Source organism: Bradyrhizobium diazoefficiens, from assembly GCF_016616885.1.
Taxonomy (GTDB): domain Bacteria; phylum Pseudomonadota; class Alphaproteobacteria; order Rhizobiales; family Xanthobacteraceae; genus Bradyrhizobium; species Bradyrhizobium diazoefficiens_F.
Window position 1 is genome coordinate 7,879,504 of sequence record NZ_CP067102.1, and the last position, 16,634, is coordinate 7,896,137.

Sequence of the window (16,634 nt, forward strand, 5' to 3'; positions counted from 1 at the left end):
TCCGCTTCGATCTCCCGTTCGGACCGGACGATTCATGGATCGAACAGAACCCTACTCGGCAGCCAGTGCCGGTCGCAATTCCGGCTCTTCCGCAGCATCCCCGTGGATCTCATCCGCAGTCGGCTTGATCCGAAACCATGCGGCATAAAGCGCAGGAAGGAACAGCAGGATCAGGACCGTGCCGACTGCGGTGCCGCCGATCAGCGTGTAGGCCATCGATCCCCAGAACACGGAGTGCGTGAGGGGAATGAAGGCCAGCACGGCAGCAAGTGCGGTCAGGATCACGGGCCTGGTACGCTGCACCGTGGCTTCGATGACGGCGTGATAGTCATCAAGGCCGGCGGCAAGGTTCTCCTTGATCTGTTCGGTCAGGATCAGCGTATTGCGCATCAGGATGCCCGCCAGTCCTATCAGCCCCAGAATGGCGTTGAACCCGAAGGGCTGGTGAAAGGCCAGCAACATCGGCACGACACCGACGAGGCCAAGCGGTCCCGTCAGCACGACCATGGCCATCGTCGAGAACGATCGCACCTGCAACATAATGACGATCAGCATGGCGGCAATCATGGCGGGAAAGATCGTCGCCAACGCATCGTTGGCCTTGGTTGCCTCCTCGATCGATCCGCCCAACTCGATGCGATAGCCGGCGGGCAGTGACGCGATCAGCGGCTGAAGTGCCGTCTTGATCTCCTTGGAGACCTCTGGCGGTTGGGTCGCCTCGTTGATGTCCGACCTGATGGTGACGACGGGGGTGCGATCGCGACGCTTCAGGATCGGCTCTTCAAGCTGGACTTCCGAATGGCCGACCTGGTCGAGCGGAACCGGGCGACCGTCCCTGCTCATCAGTGAGAAGTCCGCCAGACGCGTCGGATCCAGCCGCTCGCCACCGGCGCTGCGTGCCACGATGGGGACATTACGAATGTCCTCGCGAACCTGCGTCACGGTGATGCCGGTGAGCAGGAATTGGAGTTGCCGGCCGACCTCCGCTGGCGAAAGACCGATGAGGTTCAGTCGATCCTGATCCGGGATGAAGCGGAGCACGGGCGTGCGATTGCCCCAATCGCGGTTCGCTTGGCGCACGTCGGGAACGCCACGCATGATACCGAGGGCTTTTTCGGAGATGGCGTACAATTGCGCCGGATCAGGCCCCATGACCCGAAACTCGACCGGGAATGGCGTGTAGGGTCCGAACACGAGCTGGGTGACGCGCACATTGGCCTCAGGTGCAAGGCCCTGTGACACCGCCTGTCGGAGCCGGTGCTTCAGATCTTCGCGCGCCTCCGCGTCCGGCGTCAGCACGACGATCTTGGCGAAGGCCGGATCAGGCAGTTCCGGCGCCATCGCGAAGAAGAAGCGAGGCGCGCCCTGACCGATATAGCTCGTGACGATCTTGGCTTCGGGCTGATCGTGCAGCCACCGCTCGAGCTTCTCGGCTGCGGCGGTGGTCGTCTCGATGCTGGTGCCTTCCGGCAGACGAACCTCCACCAGCACTTCGGGACGGTCGGAGGTCGGGAAGAACTGCTGTTTGACGCCGCCCATGCCGACGACGGACAGGGCGAAGGCGACGGCGACGATGCCACAGGTTACGAACTTGTGGCGGACGGCGAAGGTAATGAGCGCGCGCAGACGCCGATAATTCGGCGTGCCGTAAATCGCGTGGTGACCACCTTCGATCGGCTTGATCGCGGGCAGCATCTTGACGCCAAGATAGGGCGTGAAGACCACCGCGACGATCCAGGAGACGATGAGAGCGAACCCCACGACCCAGAAGATGTTGCCGGCGTATTCGCCGGCCGTCGAACGCGCGAAGCCCACCGGCAGGAAGCCGGCGATCGTCACGAGTGTTCCCGACAGCATCGGCGCCGCCGTGTGGCTCCACGCATAGGCCGCCGCCAACATACGGTCCATGCCCTCTTCCATTTTCACCACCATCACCTCGATGGCGATGATGGCGTCGTCCACGAGAAGACCAAGCGCCAGGATGAGGGCGCCGAGTGTGATGCGGTCGAAGAACCTGCCGGTCTCCAGCATGATGAGGAACACGACGGCAAGGGTCAGAGGAACGGCGGCCGCGACGACGATTCCGACGCGCCAGCCGAGGCTGAGCAGGCTCACCAGCAGCACCACGCCGAGCGCCATCGCGAACTTCATCATGAATTCATCGACGGCCGAGGTGATGTTGACGGCCTGGTCACTGACCTTGGCCAGAGACATCCCGAGCGGCAGCGTCCGGGAGATCGCTGCGGACCTCTCCTCCAGCGCCTTGCCGAGCGCGAGGCCGTTCCAGCCCTCTTGCATGATCGCCGCGAGCATGATGGACGGCTCGCCCTGGTGCCGGATGAGATAGGTGGGAGGATCCTCGTAACCGCGGCGGACTACTGCGATGTCGGAGAGTTTCAACGTCCGCCCCGCAGCGACGATCGGGGAATCGGCGATCGCCTGCACGCTGTCATAGGCGCCGTCGACCCGGATGAAGACCTGCGGCCCCCTGGTGTCGATCGAGCCCGCCGGTGTGACGGTGTTCTGCCGCTGCAAGGCCGCGACAATATCCTGTGCCGACACGCCGAGCGTTGCCAGCTTGGGATAGGAAAACTCGACGAATATCTGCTCGGGACGTTCCCCGAGGATGTTGATCTTCTTGACGCCGGGCACGTGCAGAAGGTCCTGGCGAATAGTCTCGGCCTGCCTGGCGAGCTCCCGCATTGGCATGCCCTTGGCCTTGAGGGCGTAAAGGGCGAAGCTCACGTCCGAATATTCGTCGTTGACGAAGGGGCCGAGCACACCAGACGGCAGCTTGCGCGCTTCGTCCCCGAGCTTCTTGCGGGCCTGGTAGAACTCCTCCTGCACGACGGATGGCGGCGTGCTGTCCTTCAACGTAACGGTCATGTAGGCATAACCCGGCCGCGTGGTCGTCTCCACCCGGTCGTACCAGGTCAGCTCCTGAATCCGCTTCTCCAGGGGTTCGGCGACCTGGTCCTGCATCTCGCGCGCCGTCGCGCCCGGCCATACCGTCGTGACCGTCAGGGTCTTGATGGTGAAGGAAGGATCCTCGGCACGCCCGAGCATGAAGAAGGCGTAGGCGCCTGCGGCCGCCAGCAGGAGGATGAAGAACAGGGTGACGGCCCGTTCGCGAACGGCGACCGCGGAGAGATTGAGGCTCATCAATTGCTCCTGCTTTCGGAGGCAGTCCTGACGCGCGCGCCTTCTTGCAGGAGGTGAGCGCCCAGCGAAACAACCCGATCACCTGAGCTCAGCCCGGAGATAACGGCAGTTTCGCTGGTCACACGCACAAGCTTGATGGGCTGAAAGTGTACGGCCGAGATGCCGCTGTCGAAGACCCAAACGCCGGTCTTTCTGCCGTCATCGAGCACGGCTCCCAGCGGCACCTGGACTTCCGGGAGAGTCTCCTGGCTTGCAAGCCGAATGGTGACCGTCGCGCCAAGTGGCGCCGCCGCGGCCTCACCGTCGAGCACATAGCGGGCCTCGTAGGTACGGGTCTGGACGTCGGCGGAATCCGACAACTGCCGGAGATGCGCGGTAGAGCGGCGCCCATCGCTCCCATACAGGCTCGCCTCGGCGAGCGAGCCGATCGCCGGCCGCATCGTTTCGGGAAGCGCGACCACAGCTTCGCGAGGACCGGACTGTGCAAGCCGAACGACCGTCTGGCCTGCGGAGACCACTTGTCCCGGCTCGCCAAGCGTTTGCATGACTGTTCCGTCCGCGTCGGCCACCAGGACGGAATAGGTCGCCTGGTTCTCGGCGACGCGCGCGTCGGCTTCGACCGCGGCGAGTTGCGCGTTGGCGGTGTCCGACGCGGCTTTCGCCTGCTCGTACCGCTGTCGGGACGTCCATCCGTCGTTGACCAGGTTGGCGTATCGCTTCTCATCCGCGTCGGTCTGAACGACGGTTGCGCGCGCTGCGACAACGGCGTTGCGTTTCGCCGCAAGTGCAAGGCGGAGATCGGTTTCGTCGATGCGCATCAGCGGCTCGCCGGCCTTGACCTGCTGACCGACATTCACCAGCCGTTCCACGATCTTGCCGGCGACGCGAAAACCGAGATTGCTTTCCACGCGCGCCCCTACAACGCCGGTGAAGCCGCGTTCGGATCCGGTCACTCGCGCTGCCGTCACCAGGTTGACGATCGGTAGTTCTTGTCTCGGATCGCTCAGGGCAGAGGCCCTTTGGGTGGGAATGACAAAAGTAGCGAAGGCAGCCGCCCCGGACGCCGCGAGCACGACACCGGCCAAAACCGCAAATCTCTTCTTTCCCATGTCCAACTCCCGCCTTCATTTAGATTGCCGTCAAACTCTATAATCCAGAATAGAGTTCGATCGCAATCTAAAAGTGCGGGTTCACGGAACCGTGACCATGGAGAGAGCTGACTATCTCGGCGTCGGAGCTTTCGCCACGGGGACGACGCTTTGATAGATTGCGTTCAGTCTCTATTTCTCATATAGAAGTCAAACGAAATCTAAATAGGAGAGCCCACGATGCGCGTGACTCGCGTTCAGGCCGCGGAAAACCGCCAAAACGTGATCAATGTGGCAAGTCGCCTTTTCCGGGAGCGGGGCTTTGACGGCATCGGCCTGAAGGATCTGATGGAGGCCGCCGGGCTAACCCAAGGCGCCTTCTACAAGCAGTTCGCGTCAAAAGAGGATTTGGCGGTAGAGGCGTCCAACCGGGCGTTGGAGAGCGCCTCCCTCCGATGGTCGGACGCGGCCGCGCAGAACCCCGATGATCCGCTTGGCGCGGTGATCGCGTTCTACCTCAGTGCCGACCATCGCGGAGAAAGGATGGACGGCTGCCCGATCGTGGCGCTCGGCTCAGATGCCGCCAGACAGGGGCCCGGCGTGAAAGCGGCATTCGAAACCGGGATCAAGGCGCATCTCGAGGTCCTCGGCCGCTTCCTCGCCGGGAGCGGCGGCGAAGAATCCCGTGGCAAGGCCATGGCCATTCTCGCGACGATGATCGGCGCGATCACGCTATCGCGCGTCGTCAACGACCCTGATCTGGCTCAGGCCCTTCTCGATGCGGCGGCCGAACAGGTTCGCGACGCCGCAGGCGCCTGAAAGATCGCCCCTCGAACCACAGAGAGATCGAATGCTTAGCACGCGCGAAGTCAAACCAAGTTTGCTCAAGCTATCGGACACGCTGAGTGTGCGTTTTCAAAAGACCGGCAGCGGGCCTCCGCTGCTCCTCATCCATACGATCCGGACGCAGCTCGAATATTTCCGCAGTCTTGCGCCCCTCCTCGCCAGATCGCACACGGTGTACGCCATTGACCTCCCAGGCCACGGACACTCACCAATAGATCCAGACGCGAGCTTCGACGAACCCTACTTCAGGCGGGCCGTCATTCGCGTCATCGAGGAGCTAGACCTCTCGGACGTCACGATTGTCGGCGAGTCGATCGGCGGCGCTTTGGCCCTCACGGTGGCGGCGGCGCTTCCGCAGCGGGTGAAGCGGGTCTATGCGATCAACCCCTACGACTACGAGACCCGCTACGGCGACGGGATTCGACGCGGCAACTGGCTCGCGAATTTCATCATCGGAAGTTTGCAGATCCCGCTGCTCGGTGCGGTGAATGCGTCGCTCGAAAACAAGCTGATCCTCGGCAAGATCATGGGCGGCGGATATCACGACCCCCGCAAACTGCCGGTCGATCTGCTCGCCGAGTTCGATGAAGTCGCCCATCGGCCCGGATACAAGCGCATCGCACGCAAGGTGTTGGCAGGCTGGCGATCCTGGAGCAACGCACGCGATTATTATCGCCAGATCACGGCGCCTGTGACGCTCATTTATGGCGACAGCGATTGGTCTCGGCCAAATGAACGTGAACGCACGCGGTCGCTGATTCCCGCTTCGCAGATGGTGACGCTGAAGAATAGCGGCCACTTCTCAGCCGTCGAGAATCCGTCGGAGCTGGCTCGCGTGATCCTGGCGACAGAATGACAGCAATGAGGCGTCGACATCGCGGCAAGTAGCGCCATTGACGCGCAAGGTTGCACCAGGGAACCATTGCCCGCCATCGTCGTTTCGCCCTATGGCCGACATGGCCGACGTAGCGGGATTCAACAGTCGTTTGCTTGAGAGCGAACGTGGTGGAATTTTTGTGCGCGAAGGTGGCACTGGCCCGGTCGTGCTTCTCTTGCATGGCTTTCCAGAGACGGGCTTGATGTGGCGCGACGTTGCTCCGGTTTTAGCACGGGACTTCAGAGTGATCGTCGCGGACTTGCCGGGCTACGGGAGGAGCGAGTGCCCCAAGGTCAACGACCCGATTGCCATGTCGAAGCGGGAGATGGCGGCGACACTCGTCGCGGCGATGCGAACGGCAGGTCATGACCGCTTCGCCATCATCGGGCATGATCGCGGCGGACGCGTCGCCTATCGTGCAGCGCTGGACCATTTCGCGCAAATTTCCCACGTTGGTGTGCTGGACGTGGTGCCTACATTCGACGTCTGGGACCGCGCCGATGCGCGCCTCGCCCTTTCGTTCTGGCCGTTTTCGTTGCTTGCTCAGCCATCGCCGCTTCCAGAACGATTGATTGCGGCGGCTCCCGAAGCGGTCGTGGACGATGCAATCAACGAATGGGGATCATCGCCAGATGCGTTCCCCGAGTGGGTTCGGGAGGCCTACATCGAGGCGCTAAGCGATCCCGTCCATGTTCACGCCATCTGTAACGAATACCGCGCCGCCGCCGGGCTTGATCGTGAGAACGACAAGGCAGATCTCGATGCTGGACGACGGATAGGCTGCCCACTGCTGGCGCTATGGAGTAAGGGAGGCGGACCAGCAACCTGGTATGACGATGCCGGCGGGCCATTAGGTCTCTGGCAGCGTTGGGCGGAGAGGGTGCAAGGGCAAGCAGTAGCAGGCGGGCACTTTTTCCCTGAGGAGCAGCCGGCCGCTACCGCGCACCTCATTTCTTCGTTCCTGAAGAGCTAGCGTTCGAATTCCACCTTGCGCGTGGCTTAACTGGCTGCGATTCTACGATCGAGCGGCATGCATGCGGCGTCGGCTCGCTGTCAGCAGATAGCACCCCGAATATTTTTCTGGATTCAGTTGAGCGGCCCGAGACATAGGTGACAAAACGTACCGGACACATGGGTTACACTTTCCGCTTTTGTTCTGCGGGAGGTGTGGATGCCGTGGAAAGCGAGTTCGGTGATGGAGGAGCGCCTGCGGTTTGTTGCCCGGCTGTTGGATGGCGAGGCAATGACGGACGTATGCCGGGATTTCGGCATATCGCGGAAGACCGGCTACAAGATCTTTGGTCGGTACAAGGAGCACGGGCTTGAGGCCCTGACGGACCGGTCGCGGCGGCCGGTCCGCTACGCCAACCAGCTGCCGCAGCAGCTCGAAAGCCTGATCGTACGCCTGAAAACCGAGAAGCCACATTGGGGAGCCCGCAAAATCCGCGAGCTCCTGGTCCGGCGGCTGGATGGTGACGTCAGGGTGCCGGCCAAGAGCACCATCCATGCCGTGCTCGACCGCCAGGGCCTGGTCAAGCGCGCCCGTGAACGGAAGACCCCGGCGCAGGGCACGCGGTTGTCGGCCGCGGTTGCGCCCAATGACCTCTGGTGCGCCGACTTCAAGGGCGAGTTCAAGCTCGGCAATGGGCGCTATTGCTACCCACTCACCGTGACCGATCAGGCTTCGCGGTTCTTGCTCATGTGCGAAGCTCTGGAGTCGACGCGAGAGGAACTGGCAGTTACGGCGTTCGAGCGGCTGTTTGCCGAACGCGGGCTGCCGCTGTCGATCCGCTCCGACAATGGCGTACCGTTCGCCAGCCCCAATGCGCTGTTCAACCTGTCAAGGCTCTCGGTCTGGTGGCTTCGTCTCGGCATCGCCATCGAACGCATCAAGCCTGGCCATCCGCAGCAGAATGGCCGTCACGAGCGCATGCACCTGACGCTGAAGAAGGAGGCGACCCGGCCGCCAGGCTCGAATATTCTGCAACAACAAGACCGCTTCGATGCCTTCGTTCACGAATTCAACACGGAAAGACCGCACGAGGCGCTCGACATGAAGTGTCCGGCGGAATTGTATGCGGCTTCACCGCGCCACTATGACGGCTTGCCCGAACTGTCCTATCCATTCCATGACCGCGACGTCCTCGTCACGGCCTGCGGACGGCTCTGCCTGCATCGCAAGAGGATCAACATCTCGAGCGTGCTGGCCGGCCAGAAGCTCGGCATCAAGGAAGTCGACGATGGCATTTGGCTCGTCAGCTTCATGCACTACGATCTGGGATACTTCGACCTCGAGCAAAAGACCTTGCAACCCCTCGACAATCCATTCGGCCCGAAGCCCGTCACCGATGTTCCCGGTACGACATTGTCGCTCTGACCGAGATGCACTCTTGCTCATTCTTGGCATGGCAGCCACCGGCTTGGCCGCGCTGAGCCGTCAACCCCCGAAGCCCCGTAGGGGGCGCGCCCTTGGCGCGCGGGCTTGACGGCGAAAGTGCGGGCCGAGCAATAATGGCCATGCCAACGAATGCGTGGAGTGAGTGACCCTGCAACCCTTCGACAACCCGTTCGGCACGAGGTTGTCACCCATGTCTTAGGTACGACCTGTTACCTATGTCTCCGGGCTGGACAAAGTGGCGGGTGGCGGAGAGAGTGGGATTCGAACCCACGGTACGGTTTCCCGCACACACGCTTTCCAAGCGTGCGCCTTAAGCCACTCGGCCATCTCTCCGGAGCGCCCTCTCTTGAAGGGGCGCCGGTGATTTTGCAAGGGATCGCGGCTAAATCGGGTGAATTTTCCGCAACATATTGTATTTACAATAGAATATCTCGCGTCACGAGGTCGCCCGGAACCCACCTCAGGCTGAACCAGTCGCGGGTTTGGCGCGACGATTCACGCAAGGACATCAAACACGACCGGGACGCCATGACCATCCGCAAAACCATTGCCGCGCTGAGCCTGATTTTGGCTCTTGGCTCCGCCTTTAGCGCGTCGGCCAACGCACAGGCCTGCACCCGGCAGGGCGTTGATGTGACCTGCGACGATGGGCGGCGCGGGGTGCTTTCGGGCGATGCTATCCTCTGGCCGGACGGGACCCGCTCCAGCTCAACCCCGCACCAGAGCGTGATCATCGGCAACAAGAGCTCGGTGCATGTCGGGCCCGGCGTGTTCGTCGGCCAGGGCAAGGGCATGGTGCCGATGGACGATCCGAACGCGCCGAACAAGCGGCAGTGCGCGATTCTGGATGGCGTGTCGTACTGCTATTGAGGCTTACCTCTCTCCATCAGAACGGTCCCGCAAGCAGAGGAGGGAGCGCACCACCACTGCGGCAGCAATCTGTGCTTTTCGCGCCATCCCCCGTTCATGGCATTGCCGGGCTTCGTCAAAAAACCAAAGCATTGTCGTGACATACCAGTCGGGCGCGCCTTTAACTTGCCACGAAGCTGCCCCTGAGTTCAGATGGTTCCTAACGATTTGCGCTGTGGCAGCGGGGAGAGCTTGAAATGACGGATTTTCGTCGCCTGACCGGGGCGTTGTTGGCTGCGATGGGGCTGTTCCTGTCCGCGCCGCCAGCCTTCGCCCAGCAGCCCGACCGCGGCGACGAACCCGGCCTGATCGCGGACGACGGCTACCAGCTCGATCCGGAATGGCAGAAGCAGGTCGTGTACTACCGCACGACCGAGGCCCCTGGCACCATCATCATCGCGACCACCGAGCGTCACCTCTACCTGGTGCAGCCGGGCGGACGCGCGATCCGCTACGGCATCGGCGTCGGCCGCGACGGTTTTCAATGGCAGGGACTGGTGAACATCACCAACAAGAAGGAGTGGCCGGACTGGACGCCGCCGTCGGAGATGATCCAGCGCCAGCCCTATCTGCCGCGCTTCATGGCCGGCGGCCCCGGCAATCCGCTCGGCGCCCGCGCCATGTATCTGGGCACGACCGTCTACCGCATCCACGGCACCAACCGCCCCGATACGATCGGCACCAAAGTGTCCTCGGGCTGCTTCCGTCTGGTCAACAACGACGTCGCCGACCTTTACGACCGCGTTCCGGTCGGCACCAAAGTGGTCATCCGGCAGAAGCCTGAACTGTAAGCCTATCGTTTGAGCATGATCTTTCGGATCATGCTCTGCGCCCTCCTCCAAATTCCTTTTCCCGATTTTTCGAGAGAGCAACATGATGCGCACATTTCAAGGCGGCCTGCTGATCGGGCTCGCGGTCGCCGTGCTGGTCGGCGCCTTGGCCGTCATCTACGAATTCTACGACACCCGCACGCTGAAGCGCACGGTGCGCCGCGGCGAAGTGCTGTGCGGCGTCAACAAGGGCCTGCCGGGCTTCTCGATCCCCGACGACAAGGGCAACTGGACCGGTTTTGACGTCGATTTCTGCCGCGCAGTGGCGGCCGCGATCTTCGACGACCCGGGCAAGGCGCGCTTCGTGCCGCTCGACGCCAGCGAGCGCTTCAAGGAATTGCAGAGCCGCAAGGTCGACATCCTCTCGCGCAACTCGACCTGGAGCATGTCGCGTGAGCTCGACTACGATCTCTACTTCCCCGCAATCGCCTATTACGACGGCGAAGGCTTCATGGTGCCGCGCTCCCGCAACAAGGAGACGTCGCTGGACCTCGCCGACAGCAAGGTCTGCGTGCAGGCCGGCACCACCACGATGCTCAACCTCGCCGACTACTTCCGCGCCAACAACATGAAGTATGAGCTGGTGAAGTTCGACAAGCTGGAAGACGTGGTGAAGGCCTACGACACCGGCAAATGCGACACGCTGACCGCCGACGTCTCGCAGCTCTATGCGCTGCGGCTGAACATGTCGAAGCCCGGCGATCACATGATCCTGCCCGACATGATCTCCAAGGAGCCGCTCGCCCCTGTCGTGCGCCAGCGCGACGACGACTGGATGATGATCGTGAAGTGGTCGCTCTACGCGATGATCAATGCGGAAGAGCTCGGCGTCACCTCGGAGAACATCGACCAGGCGCTGAAGTCGAAGAAGCCGGAAGTGATGCGGCTGGTCGGTACCGAGGGCAATTACGGCGAGCAGCTCGGCCTGACCAAGGACTGGGCCGTGCGCATCATCCGCCGCGTCGGCAATTACGGCGAGATGTACGAGCGCAATATCGGCGAGAAGTCGCAGCTGAAGATCCCGCGCGGCATGAACCAGCTGTGGAACGCGGGCGGCGTGCAGTATGCACCGCCGATGCGGTGACGGTGCTCTCCGCCGTCATTGCAAGCGAAGCGAAGCAATCCAGAGTCGTTCCGCGGTGACAAACTGGATTGCTTCGTCGCAAGTGCTCCTCGCAATGACGAGTTTGAGGCCAACGCCCTCCACACTCTCAACCGTCATCGCCCGGCTTGACCGGCAATCCAGTACGCCGCGGCCTCTCCGTAAATCTCTGCTGTCTCTGGAATCCTGGTCGCCCGGTCAAGCCGGGCGACGACAGCGGTGGGTTATCTGGCGCGACCGCGCCCCGCCTCAATACCCCCGCGCCCGGGCCAGCTGCTCGGTGTGGTAGTTCGCATCCCCGAACAGCTCCTCGCACACGCGCGCGCGCTTCATGAAGAAGCCGATGTCGAACTGGTCGGTCATGCCTATGCCGCCATGCATCTGCACGCCTTCCTGCACCGCGCGGGTGGCGGTGGTGCCGGCGCGGGCTTTTGCCACTGCGACGGCTGAGGCGGCCTTGGCGATATCAGCATCCAGCGCCTGCAGCGCCTTCATCGTGGCGGCACGGGTGATCTCGATGTCGACATAGAGCTCGGCGGCGCGATGCTGCAGCGCCTGGAATTCGCCGATCAGCTTGCCGAACTGCTTTCGGTTCTTGAGATACTCGACGGTACGGTTGAAGACCTCCTCGCTCAGGCCCACCATTTCGGCGGCCACCGCGCCGCGGCCGATATCGAGCACGCCATCGAGCAGGGCGGCGCCCTGATCGACCTCGCCGAGCACGCTGTCGGCATTGACCTCGACATTGGAAAGCTCGATCCGCGCCGCATTGTGCGCATCGACCATGATGGTACGCTCGATCGAAACACCCTTGGCCCTGGGATTGACCAGGAACAGCGTCAGGCCGTCGCGCTCGCCGGCGGAGCCAGCGGTGCGCGCGGCGACGATGAAGAGATCGGCGACGTGGCCATCAACGACGAGCGCCTTGGCGCCGGAGAGCTTGAAACCGTTGCCGGCGCGCACGGCCTGCAAATTGGTCTGGAGCGGGCGATGCTTTGCGCCCTCGTCGATCGCGAGCGTCGCGAGCAGCGAGCCGTTGGAGATTTTCGGAAGATACTCGGACTTCTGCGCAGCATTGCCGCCGCGGTTCAGCGCCGAGGCTGCAACCACGCTGGTGGCGAGGAACGGCGACGGCATCAAGGTGCGGCCGATCTCTTCCATGACGACACCGGCTTCCATGAAGCCGAGGCCGCTGCCGCCGAACTCTTCCGGCACCAGCAGGCCGGCAAAGCCCATCTCGGCGAAGGAGTGCCACAGCTCCTTGGAGAAGCCGGTGGGATCCTTGCTATCGCGCAGAGATCGCAGGTGCGACACCGGCGCCTTGTCGCTGATCAGCCCGCGCGCGCTGTCGCGGAGCATTGATTGTTCTTCGGTGAGGACGAGGGCCATGTGTTCAGTCTCTAACGTCTGGCGGAATGCATGTTGTTGTTGTCATTCCGGGGCGCGTCGAAGACGCGAACCCGGAATCTCGAGGTTCTCAGGTGCGCAACCGCGCACCGTAGTTCGGTCCTGCGGACCGCCCCGGAACGACGGAAAGCCTCACGCCCCCGGCAGATCCAGGATGCGCTTGGCGACGATGCCGAGCATCACCTCGGACGTGCCGCCCTCGATCGAGTTGGCCTTGGTGCGGAGCCATGCGCGCGGACGGGCCCCTTGCCGCGAGCGCTCGCTCTCCCATTCCAGCGCGTCGACGCCGCCGGCCGACATCAGGATCTCGTAGCGGCGCTTGTTGAGCTCGGTGCCGTAATATTTCATCGCCGACGAGAACGCCGGATGCGCTTGCCCGGCCTTGGCGAGATCGACCGCGCGTTCGGCGCAGGCCGCAAGGGCGGCCTCGTCGACGTCGAAGGTCGCGATCCGGCCACGCAGCGTGGAATCATCGAGCCGCCCCAGCGCGTCGGCGCCGACCGAGTCGGCCGCGATCTGGCCGAGTGGACGGCCGACGCCGCGCTCGCCCATCCCGGAGATCATCGCGCGCTCGTGCTGGAGCAGATATTTCGCAACGTCCCAGCCGCGGTTGACGGTGCCGACCACGTGCGATTTCGGCACGCGGACGCCGTCGAAGAAGGTCTCGCAGAACGGCGAATAGCCGGAGATCAGCAGGATCGGCTTGGTGGTCACGCCCTTCGACGTCATGTCGAACAGGATGAAGCTGATGCCATCGTGCTTCTTCGCGGCCGAGTCAGTCCGCACCAGGCAGAAGATCCAGTCGGCGTAATTGGCGTAGGACGTCCAGATCTTCGACCCCGTGATGACGAAATCGTCGCCGTCGCGCTCGGCGCGGGTCTGCAGCGAAGCGAGATCGGAGCCGGCGTTCGGCTCGGAATAGCCCTGGCACCAGCGGATCAGGCCGGCTGCGATTTTCGGCAGATGCTCTTTCTTCTGCGCCTCGTTGCCGTATTTCAGCAGCGCCGGTCCGAGCATCCAGATGCCAAAGCTCGACAGCGGCGGACGCGCGCCCAACTTGGCCATCTCGGACCGCAGCACCTTGTGCTCGGCAGCGCTGAGGCCGCCACCGCCATATTCCTTCGGCCAGTCCGGCACAGTCCAGCCCTTGTCGCGCATGCGCTCGAACCAGATGCGCTGCGGCTCGGACGAGAATTTTGCGTTGCGTCCGCCCCAGAACACGTCGGTGTCCGACGTCGCCGGCTTGCGCATCTCCGGCGGACAATTGGCTTCCAGCCATGCGCGCGTCTCAGTGCGGAATTGTTCGAGATCGGCGTTCTCAGTTTCGCTGGTTTTCGAGTCAGTCATGGGTCGTTTCCATCAATCACAATCGACTTGTTGGGCGCGACTCTGGGCCATCGCACTGCGGAATTCAACCACTTCCGCAGCCTGTCATCCGCTATAGTCGCGACCGCGACGGTGCTTGAAAACAAAGAGGAAACGCGAATGCGCCTGAAACTTCTTTCGCCTGGCGAAATGAGCGAGAGCCAGCGGCAGACCTATGACGAGTCGATCGCCGGCAAACGCGGCAAGCCGCCGGCGCCGATGATGGCCTGGCTCAACAGCCCCGACATGGCCCGTCACGCCACGCGGCTCGGCGAGGTCTTGCGCTACGACACGATCTTCCCGGCAAAACTCTCGGAGATCGCGATCCTGGTGACGGCGCGCCACTGGACCGCGCATTACGAATGGTATGCGCATAAGCGCCTGGCGCTTTCGGGCGGCATGGATCCAAAAATCATCGACGCGATCCGCGACCGCCGCTCGCCCAAGTTCGACGATCCCAAAGCGGAGATGATCTACGATCTCGCGAAGTCGCTGCATGAAGGCCACGGCGTCGAGAAAGGCCTCTACGACGAGGCAGTGACGCTGCTCAGCGAGCGCGGCGTCGTCGAGGTGATCGGGCTGTGCGGCTACTATACGATGGTGTCGATGACGCTGAACACGTTCGAGTTCGAGCTGCCGGAAGGAGAAGTGCCGGAGCTGTCTTAGTTTCGCATCCGGATGCGCAATTGCGCATCTGGAAACGCTGGGTTTCGGGATCAGCCAGTAGCGCTGTCCCGATACACGGCTTAAGTGGAATTCAGTAACGGAGCAACCACATGTCGCAAACATCAGCCGTCGCCGCCGGCACAAGGATCGGCCACGTCCACCTCAAGGTCGCTGATCTCGATCGCGCGCTTGGCTTCTATTGCGGCGTGCTCGGCTTCGAGCTGATGCAGCGCATGGGCTCCGGCGCGGCTTTTATTTCCGCCGGCGGCTATCATCACCACATCGGGCTCAACACCTGGGAGAGCAAAGGCGGCTCGCCGCCGCCGCCGGGCACGACCGGGCTGTTCCACACCGCGATCCTCTATCCGACGCGGCCGGCGCTGGCGGACGCGCTGCACCGGGTGCTGACCGCCGGCATTGCGCTGGATGGCGCGAGCGACCATGGCGTGTCCGAGGCACTGTATCTGCGCGATCCCGACGAGAATGGCGTGGAGCTGTATTGGGACAAGCCGCGGGAGCAATGGCCGTTCGGGCCGGATGGGAAGCTGGCGATGTTTACGAAGCGGCTGGATGTGGAGGGGTTGTTGAAGCAGCGGGAGGCGTAAACCCTGCTCTCTCCCCGTCATTGCGAGGGGCGAAGCGACGAAGCAATCCAGACTGCCTCCGCGAAGGCATTCTGGATTTGCTTCGCTTCGCTCGCAATGACGGAGTGTGTTGAGGCGACGCCGCGTCTCTACGCAGTCTTCGCCTGCGGCGTCCCCCGCACCATGATCAGCGCCGCAGCCGAGACCTCCAGCGAAATGCAGAGATAGAACGGCAGCGCGTAGCCGCCGGACCAATCGCGCAAGGCCCCGACGACGCCCGGGCCGAACGCGTACGTCACCTGGTTGATCGCGGTGTTCAGGCTGATCAGCACGCCGAACGAGGCGGAGTCGAACTCCTGCTGCACGATCAGCGACGGCAGCGTGATGAGGTTGCCGACCGAGAAACCGAACACCGCGCAGGCCGCGATCAGCACGTAATCATTGTGCAGATTGATGACGACGCACAGCGCTGCGGCCTGGCTGAGGAACGACAGCGCGGAGGCCAGCCGCTGGTTGAGGCGGTCGATCACCATCGAGAACAGCACCCGGCCGACCACCGCCATCGCCGTGAGCACCGCGACCGCCACGGCCGCACGTTCGCGCCCGATCACGGGATCGAGGAACGAGATCAGGTGGACGATGAAGCCGACCTGCGCGAACAGCACCAGCGCGAACGCAATCGTCACGGTGAGGAAGCCGACGTCCCGCAACGCCCAGGCGCGGATCTCCGTCGACGATTGCGACTGCGGCTTCGCCGCGCCGTGCCAGCCATGGAGGTCGGGCGGGTGGCCAACGACCAGCACAATTACCGGCAGGAGCAGCGCCAGCATTGCGCCGGAGGTGGCGAACATCGCGCTGGCGAAACCGATATGGCTGATCATCATCACCAGTAGCGGCACGCCGATGATGCCGCCAAAACTGGCGCCGTTCAGCGCCAGGCTGATCGCCATGCCTCGCTTGTGGTCGAACCATAGGCTGATCGTGTTGGTGATCATGGCGAGGCTGGTGCCGGCCCAGCCGAAGGCGAGCACGGCATCGGCCAGATAAAGCTGCCAGGGCTCGCGCACCGCGCCGATCGCAACCGCGGCGGCCGCCATCGCCAGCGTGCCGGCGATGAGACAAAGCCGCGGACCATATTTTCGGACGGCCTCGCCAACGAAGACGACCAACAGCGCGCCGAACAGATAGAAGAACGTGGTGCCGGAGGAGATCAGCGAGGCCGGCCAGCCCCGCGCGCGCTGAAGCTCGGCGACATAAACGCTCTGGCCGTAGAAGCCGAGCCCCCAGCCAAAGGTCGCGAGCAGGAAGCAGACCGCAACGATGCGCCAGCCTTCGTAGCGGAGCGACGTTTCATCGACGCGAGCATGTTGAGGATTGTCGAGCATTGGTTTGCTCCTCAC

The 16,634-nt window shown here is 63.1% G+C and carries 14 protein-coding genes and 1 tRNA gene; 9 read left to right on the plus strand and 6 right to left on the minus strand.

What is annotated here, in order from left to right:
• Positions 1–51 precede the first annotated feature (51 nt).
• Positions 52–3,162, minus strand: a complete 3,111-nt coding sequence (locus tag JJC00_RS36830) for an efflux RND transporter permease subunit (protein WP_200470603.1) — start codon at positions 3,160–3,162, stop codon at positions 52–54.
• Positions 3,162–4,271 (minus strand): efflux RND transporter periplasmic adaptor subunit, encoded by a 1,110-nt coding sequence (locus JJC00_RS36835; protein WP_200470604.1) that lies wholly within the window; start codon positions 4,269–4,271, stop codon positions 3,162–3,164. Before JJC00_RS36835 ends, JJC00_RS36830 begins: the two co-directional genes overlap by 1 nt.
• Before the next feature lie 219 nt (positions 4,272–4,490).
• Between JJC00_RS36835 and JJC00_RS36840 the strand changes: the two genes are divergently transcribed.
• The 4 genes from JJC00_RS36840 (at position 4,491) to JJC00_RS36855 (ending at position 8,350) form a co-directional block, all read left to right on the plus strand.
• Positions 4,491–5,069, plus strand: a complete 579-nt coding sequence (locus JJC00_RS36840; RefSeq protein WP_200470605.1) for a TetR/AcrR family transcriptional regulator — start codon at positions 4,491–4,493, stop codon at positions 5,067–5,069.
• Between the two features lie 31 nt (positions 5,070–5,100).
• A complete protein-coding gene (locus JJC00_RS36845; RefSeq protein ID WP_200470606.1) occupies positions 5,101–5,952 on the plus strand; it encodes an alpha/beta fold hydrolase in 852 nt (283 codons plus the stop codon).
• Positions 5,953–6,043: 91 nt separating this feature from the next.
• Positions 6,044–6,946 (plus strand): alpha/beta fold hydrolase, encoded by a 903-nt coding sequence (locus JJC00_RS36850; RefSeq protein ID WP_433996472.1) that lies wholly within the window; start codon positions 6,044–6,046, stop codon positions 6,944–6,946.
• Between the two features lie 198 nt (positions 6,947–7,144).
• Positions 7,145–8,350, plus strand: coding sequence for an IS481 family transposase (locus JJC00_RS36855; RefSeq protein WP_200469653.1), 1,206 nt, complete (start codon positions 7,145–7,147; stop codon positions 8,348–8,350).
• A 264-nt stretch (positions 8,351–8,614) separates the two neighbouring features.
• Here the strand turns inward: JJC00_RS36855 and JJC00_RS36860 are convergent.
• Positions 8,615–8,704, minus strand: a tRNA-Ser gene (locus JJC00_RS36860).
• Positions 8,705–8,899: 195 nt separating this feature from the next.
• Here JJC00_RS36860 and JJC00_RS36865 point away from each other — a divergent pair.
• The 3 genes from JJC00_RS36865 (at position 8,900) to JJC00_RS36875 (ending at position 11,194) form a co-directional block, all read left to right on the plus strand.
• A complete protein-coding gene (locus JJC00_RS36865) occupies positions 8,900–9,241 on the plus strand; it encodes a hypothetical protein (RefSeq protein WP_200470607.1) in 342 nt (113 codons plus the stop codon).
• A 236-nt stretch (positions 9,242–9,477) separates the two neighbouring features.
• Positions 9,478–10,071 carry a L,D-transpeptidase gene (locus JJC00_RS36870; RefSeq protein ID WP_200470608.1) on the plus strand — a complete coding sequence of 198 codons (594 nt, stop codon included), beginning with the start codon at positions 9,478–9,480 and terminating at the stop codon, positions 10,069–10,071.
• An 85-nt stretch (positions 10,072–10,156) separates the two neighbouring features.
• Positions 10,157–11,194, plus strand: a complete 1,038-nt coding sequence (locus tag JJC00_RS36875; protein ID WP_200474356.1) for an amino acid ABC transporter substrate-binding protein — start codon at positions 10,157–10,159, stop codon at positions 11,192–11,194.
• Positions 11,195–11,461: 267 nt separating this feature from the next.
• On the opposite strand, the gene JJC00_RS36880 is transcribed toward JJC00_RS36875, so the two are convergent.
• Positions 11,462–12,601, minus strand: coding sequence for an acyl-CoA dehydrogenase family protein (locus JJC00_RS36880; protein ID WP_200470609.1), 1,140 nt, complete (start codon positions 12,599–12,601; stop codon positions 11,462–11,464).
• A 150-nt stretch (positions 12,602–12,751) separates the two neighbouring features.
• The gene (locus tag JJC00_RS36885; protein ID WP_200470610.1) at positions 12,752–13,966 is read right to left on the minus strand and encodes an acyl-CoA dehydrogenase family protein; all 1,215 of its coding nucleotides are present in this window, start codon (positions 13,964–13,966) and stop codon (positions 12,752–12,754) included.
• Positions 13,967–14,104: 138 nt separating this feature from the next.
• Between JJC00_RS36885 and JJC00_RS36890 the strand changes: the two genes are divergently transcribed.
• Positions 14,105–14,650: a carboxymuconolactone decarboxylase family protein gene (locus tag JJC00_RS36890; protein WP_200470611.1), complete on the plus strand. Its 546-nt coding sequence runs from the start codon at positions 14,105–14,107 to the stop codon at positions 14,648–14,650.
• A gap of 110 nt (positions 14,651–14,760) precedes the next feature.
• On the plus strand, positions 14,761–15,255 hold the full coding sequence (locus JJC00_RS36895; protein WP_200470612.1) for a VOC family protein: 495 nt from the start codon (positions 14,761–14,763) through the stop codon (positions 15,253–15,255).
• A 128-nt stretch (positions 15,256–15,383) separates the two neighbouring features.
• Here the strand turns inward: JJC00_RS36895 and JJC00_RS36900 are convergent, their stop codons facing one another.
• Positions 15,384–16,619, minus strand: coding sequence for an MFS transporter (locus tag JJC00_RS36900; RefSeq protein ID WP_200470613.1), 1,236 nt, complete (start codon positions 16,617–16,619; stop codon positions 15,384–15,386).
• Between the last annotated feature and the right edge of the window lie 15 nt (positions 16,620–16,634).

Bases quoted from the DNA above. Each gene is read 5' to 3' on its own strand.
- JJC00_RS36885 (WP_200470610.1), bottom strand. From the start codon at position 13,966: ATGACTGACTCGAAAACCAGCGAAACTGAGAACGCCGATCTCGAACAA.
- JJC00_RS36830 (WP_200470603.1), bottom strand. From the start codon at position 3,162: ATGAGCCTCAATCTCTCCGCGGTCGCCGTTCGCGAACGGGCCGTCACC.
- JJC00_RS36855 (WP_200469653.1), top strand. From the start codon at position 7,145: ATGCCGTGGAAAGCGAGTTCGGTGATGGAGGAGCGCCTGCGGTTTGTT.
- JJC00_RS36870 (WP_200470608.1), top strand. From the start codon at position 9,478: ATGACGGATTTTCGTCGCCTGACCGGGGCGTTGTTGGCTGCGATGGGG.
- JJC00_RS36890 (WP_200470611.1), top strand. From the start codon at position 14,105: ATGCGCCTGAAACTTCTTTCGCCTGGCGAAATGAGCGAGAGCCAGCGG.
- JJC00_RS36835 (WP_200470604.1), bottom strand. From the start codon at position 4,271: ATGGGAAAGAAGAGATTTGCGGTTTTGGCCGGTGTCGTGCTCGCGGCG.
- JJC00_RS36880 (WP_200470609.1), bottom strand. From the start codon at position 12,601: ATGGCCCTCGTCCTCACCGAAGAACAATCAATGCTCCGCGACAGCGCG.
- JJC00_RS36875 (WP_200474356.1), top strand. From the start codon at position 10,157: ATGCGCACATTTCAAGGCGGCCTGCTGATCGGGCTCGCGGTCGCCGTG.
- JJC00_RS36850 (WP_433996472.1), top strand. From the start codon at position 6,044: ATGGCCGACATGGCCGACGTAGCGGGATTCAACAGTCGTTTGCTTGAG.
- JJC00_RS36895 (WP_200470612.1), top strand. From the start codon at position 14,761: ATGTCGCAAACATCAGCCGTCGCCGCCGGCACAAGGATCGGCCACGTC.
- JJC00_RS36845 (WP_200470606.1), top strand. From the start codon at position 5,101: ATGCTTAGCACGCGCGAAGTCAAACCAAGTTTGCTCAAGCTATCGGAC.
- JJC00_RS36865 (WP_200470607.1), top strand. From the start codon at position 8,900: ATGACCATCCGCAAAACCATTGCCGCGCTGAGCCTGATTTTGGCTCTT.
- JJC00_RS36900 (WP_200470613.1), bottom strand. From the start codon at position 16,619: ATGCTCGACAATCCTCAACATGCTCGCGTCGATGAAACGTCGCTCCGC.
- JJC00_RS36840 (WP_200470605.1), top strand. From the start codon at position 4,491: ATGCGCGTGACTCGCGTTCAGGCCGCGGAAAACCGCCAAAACGTGATC.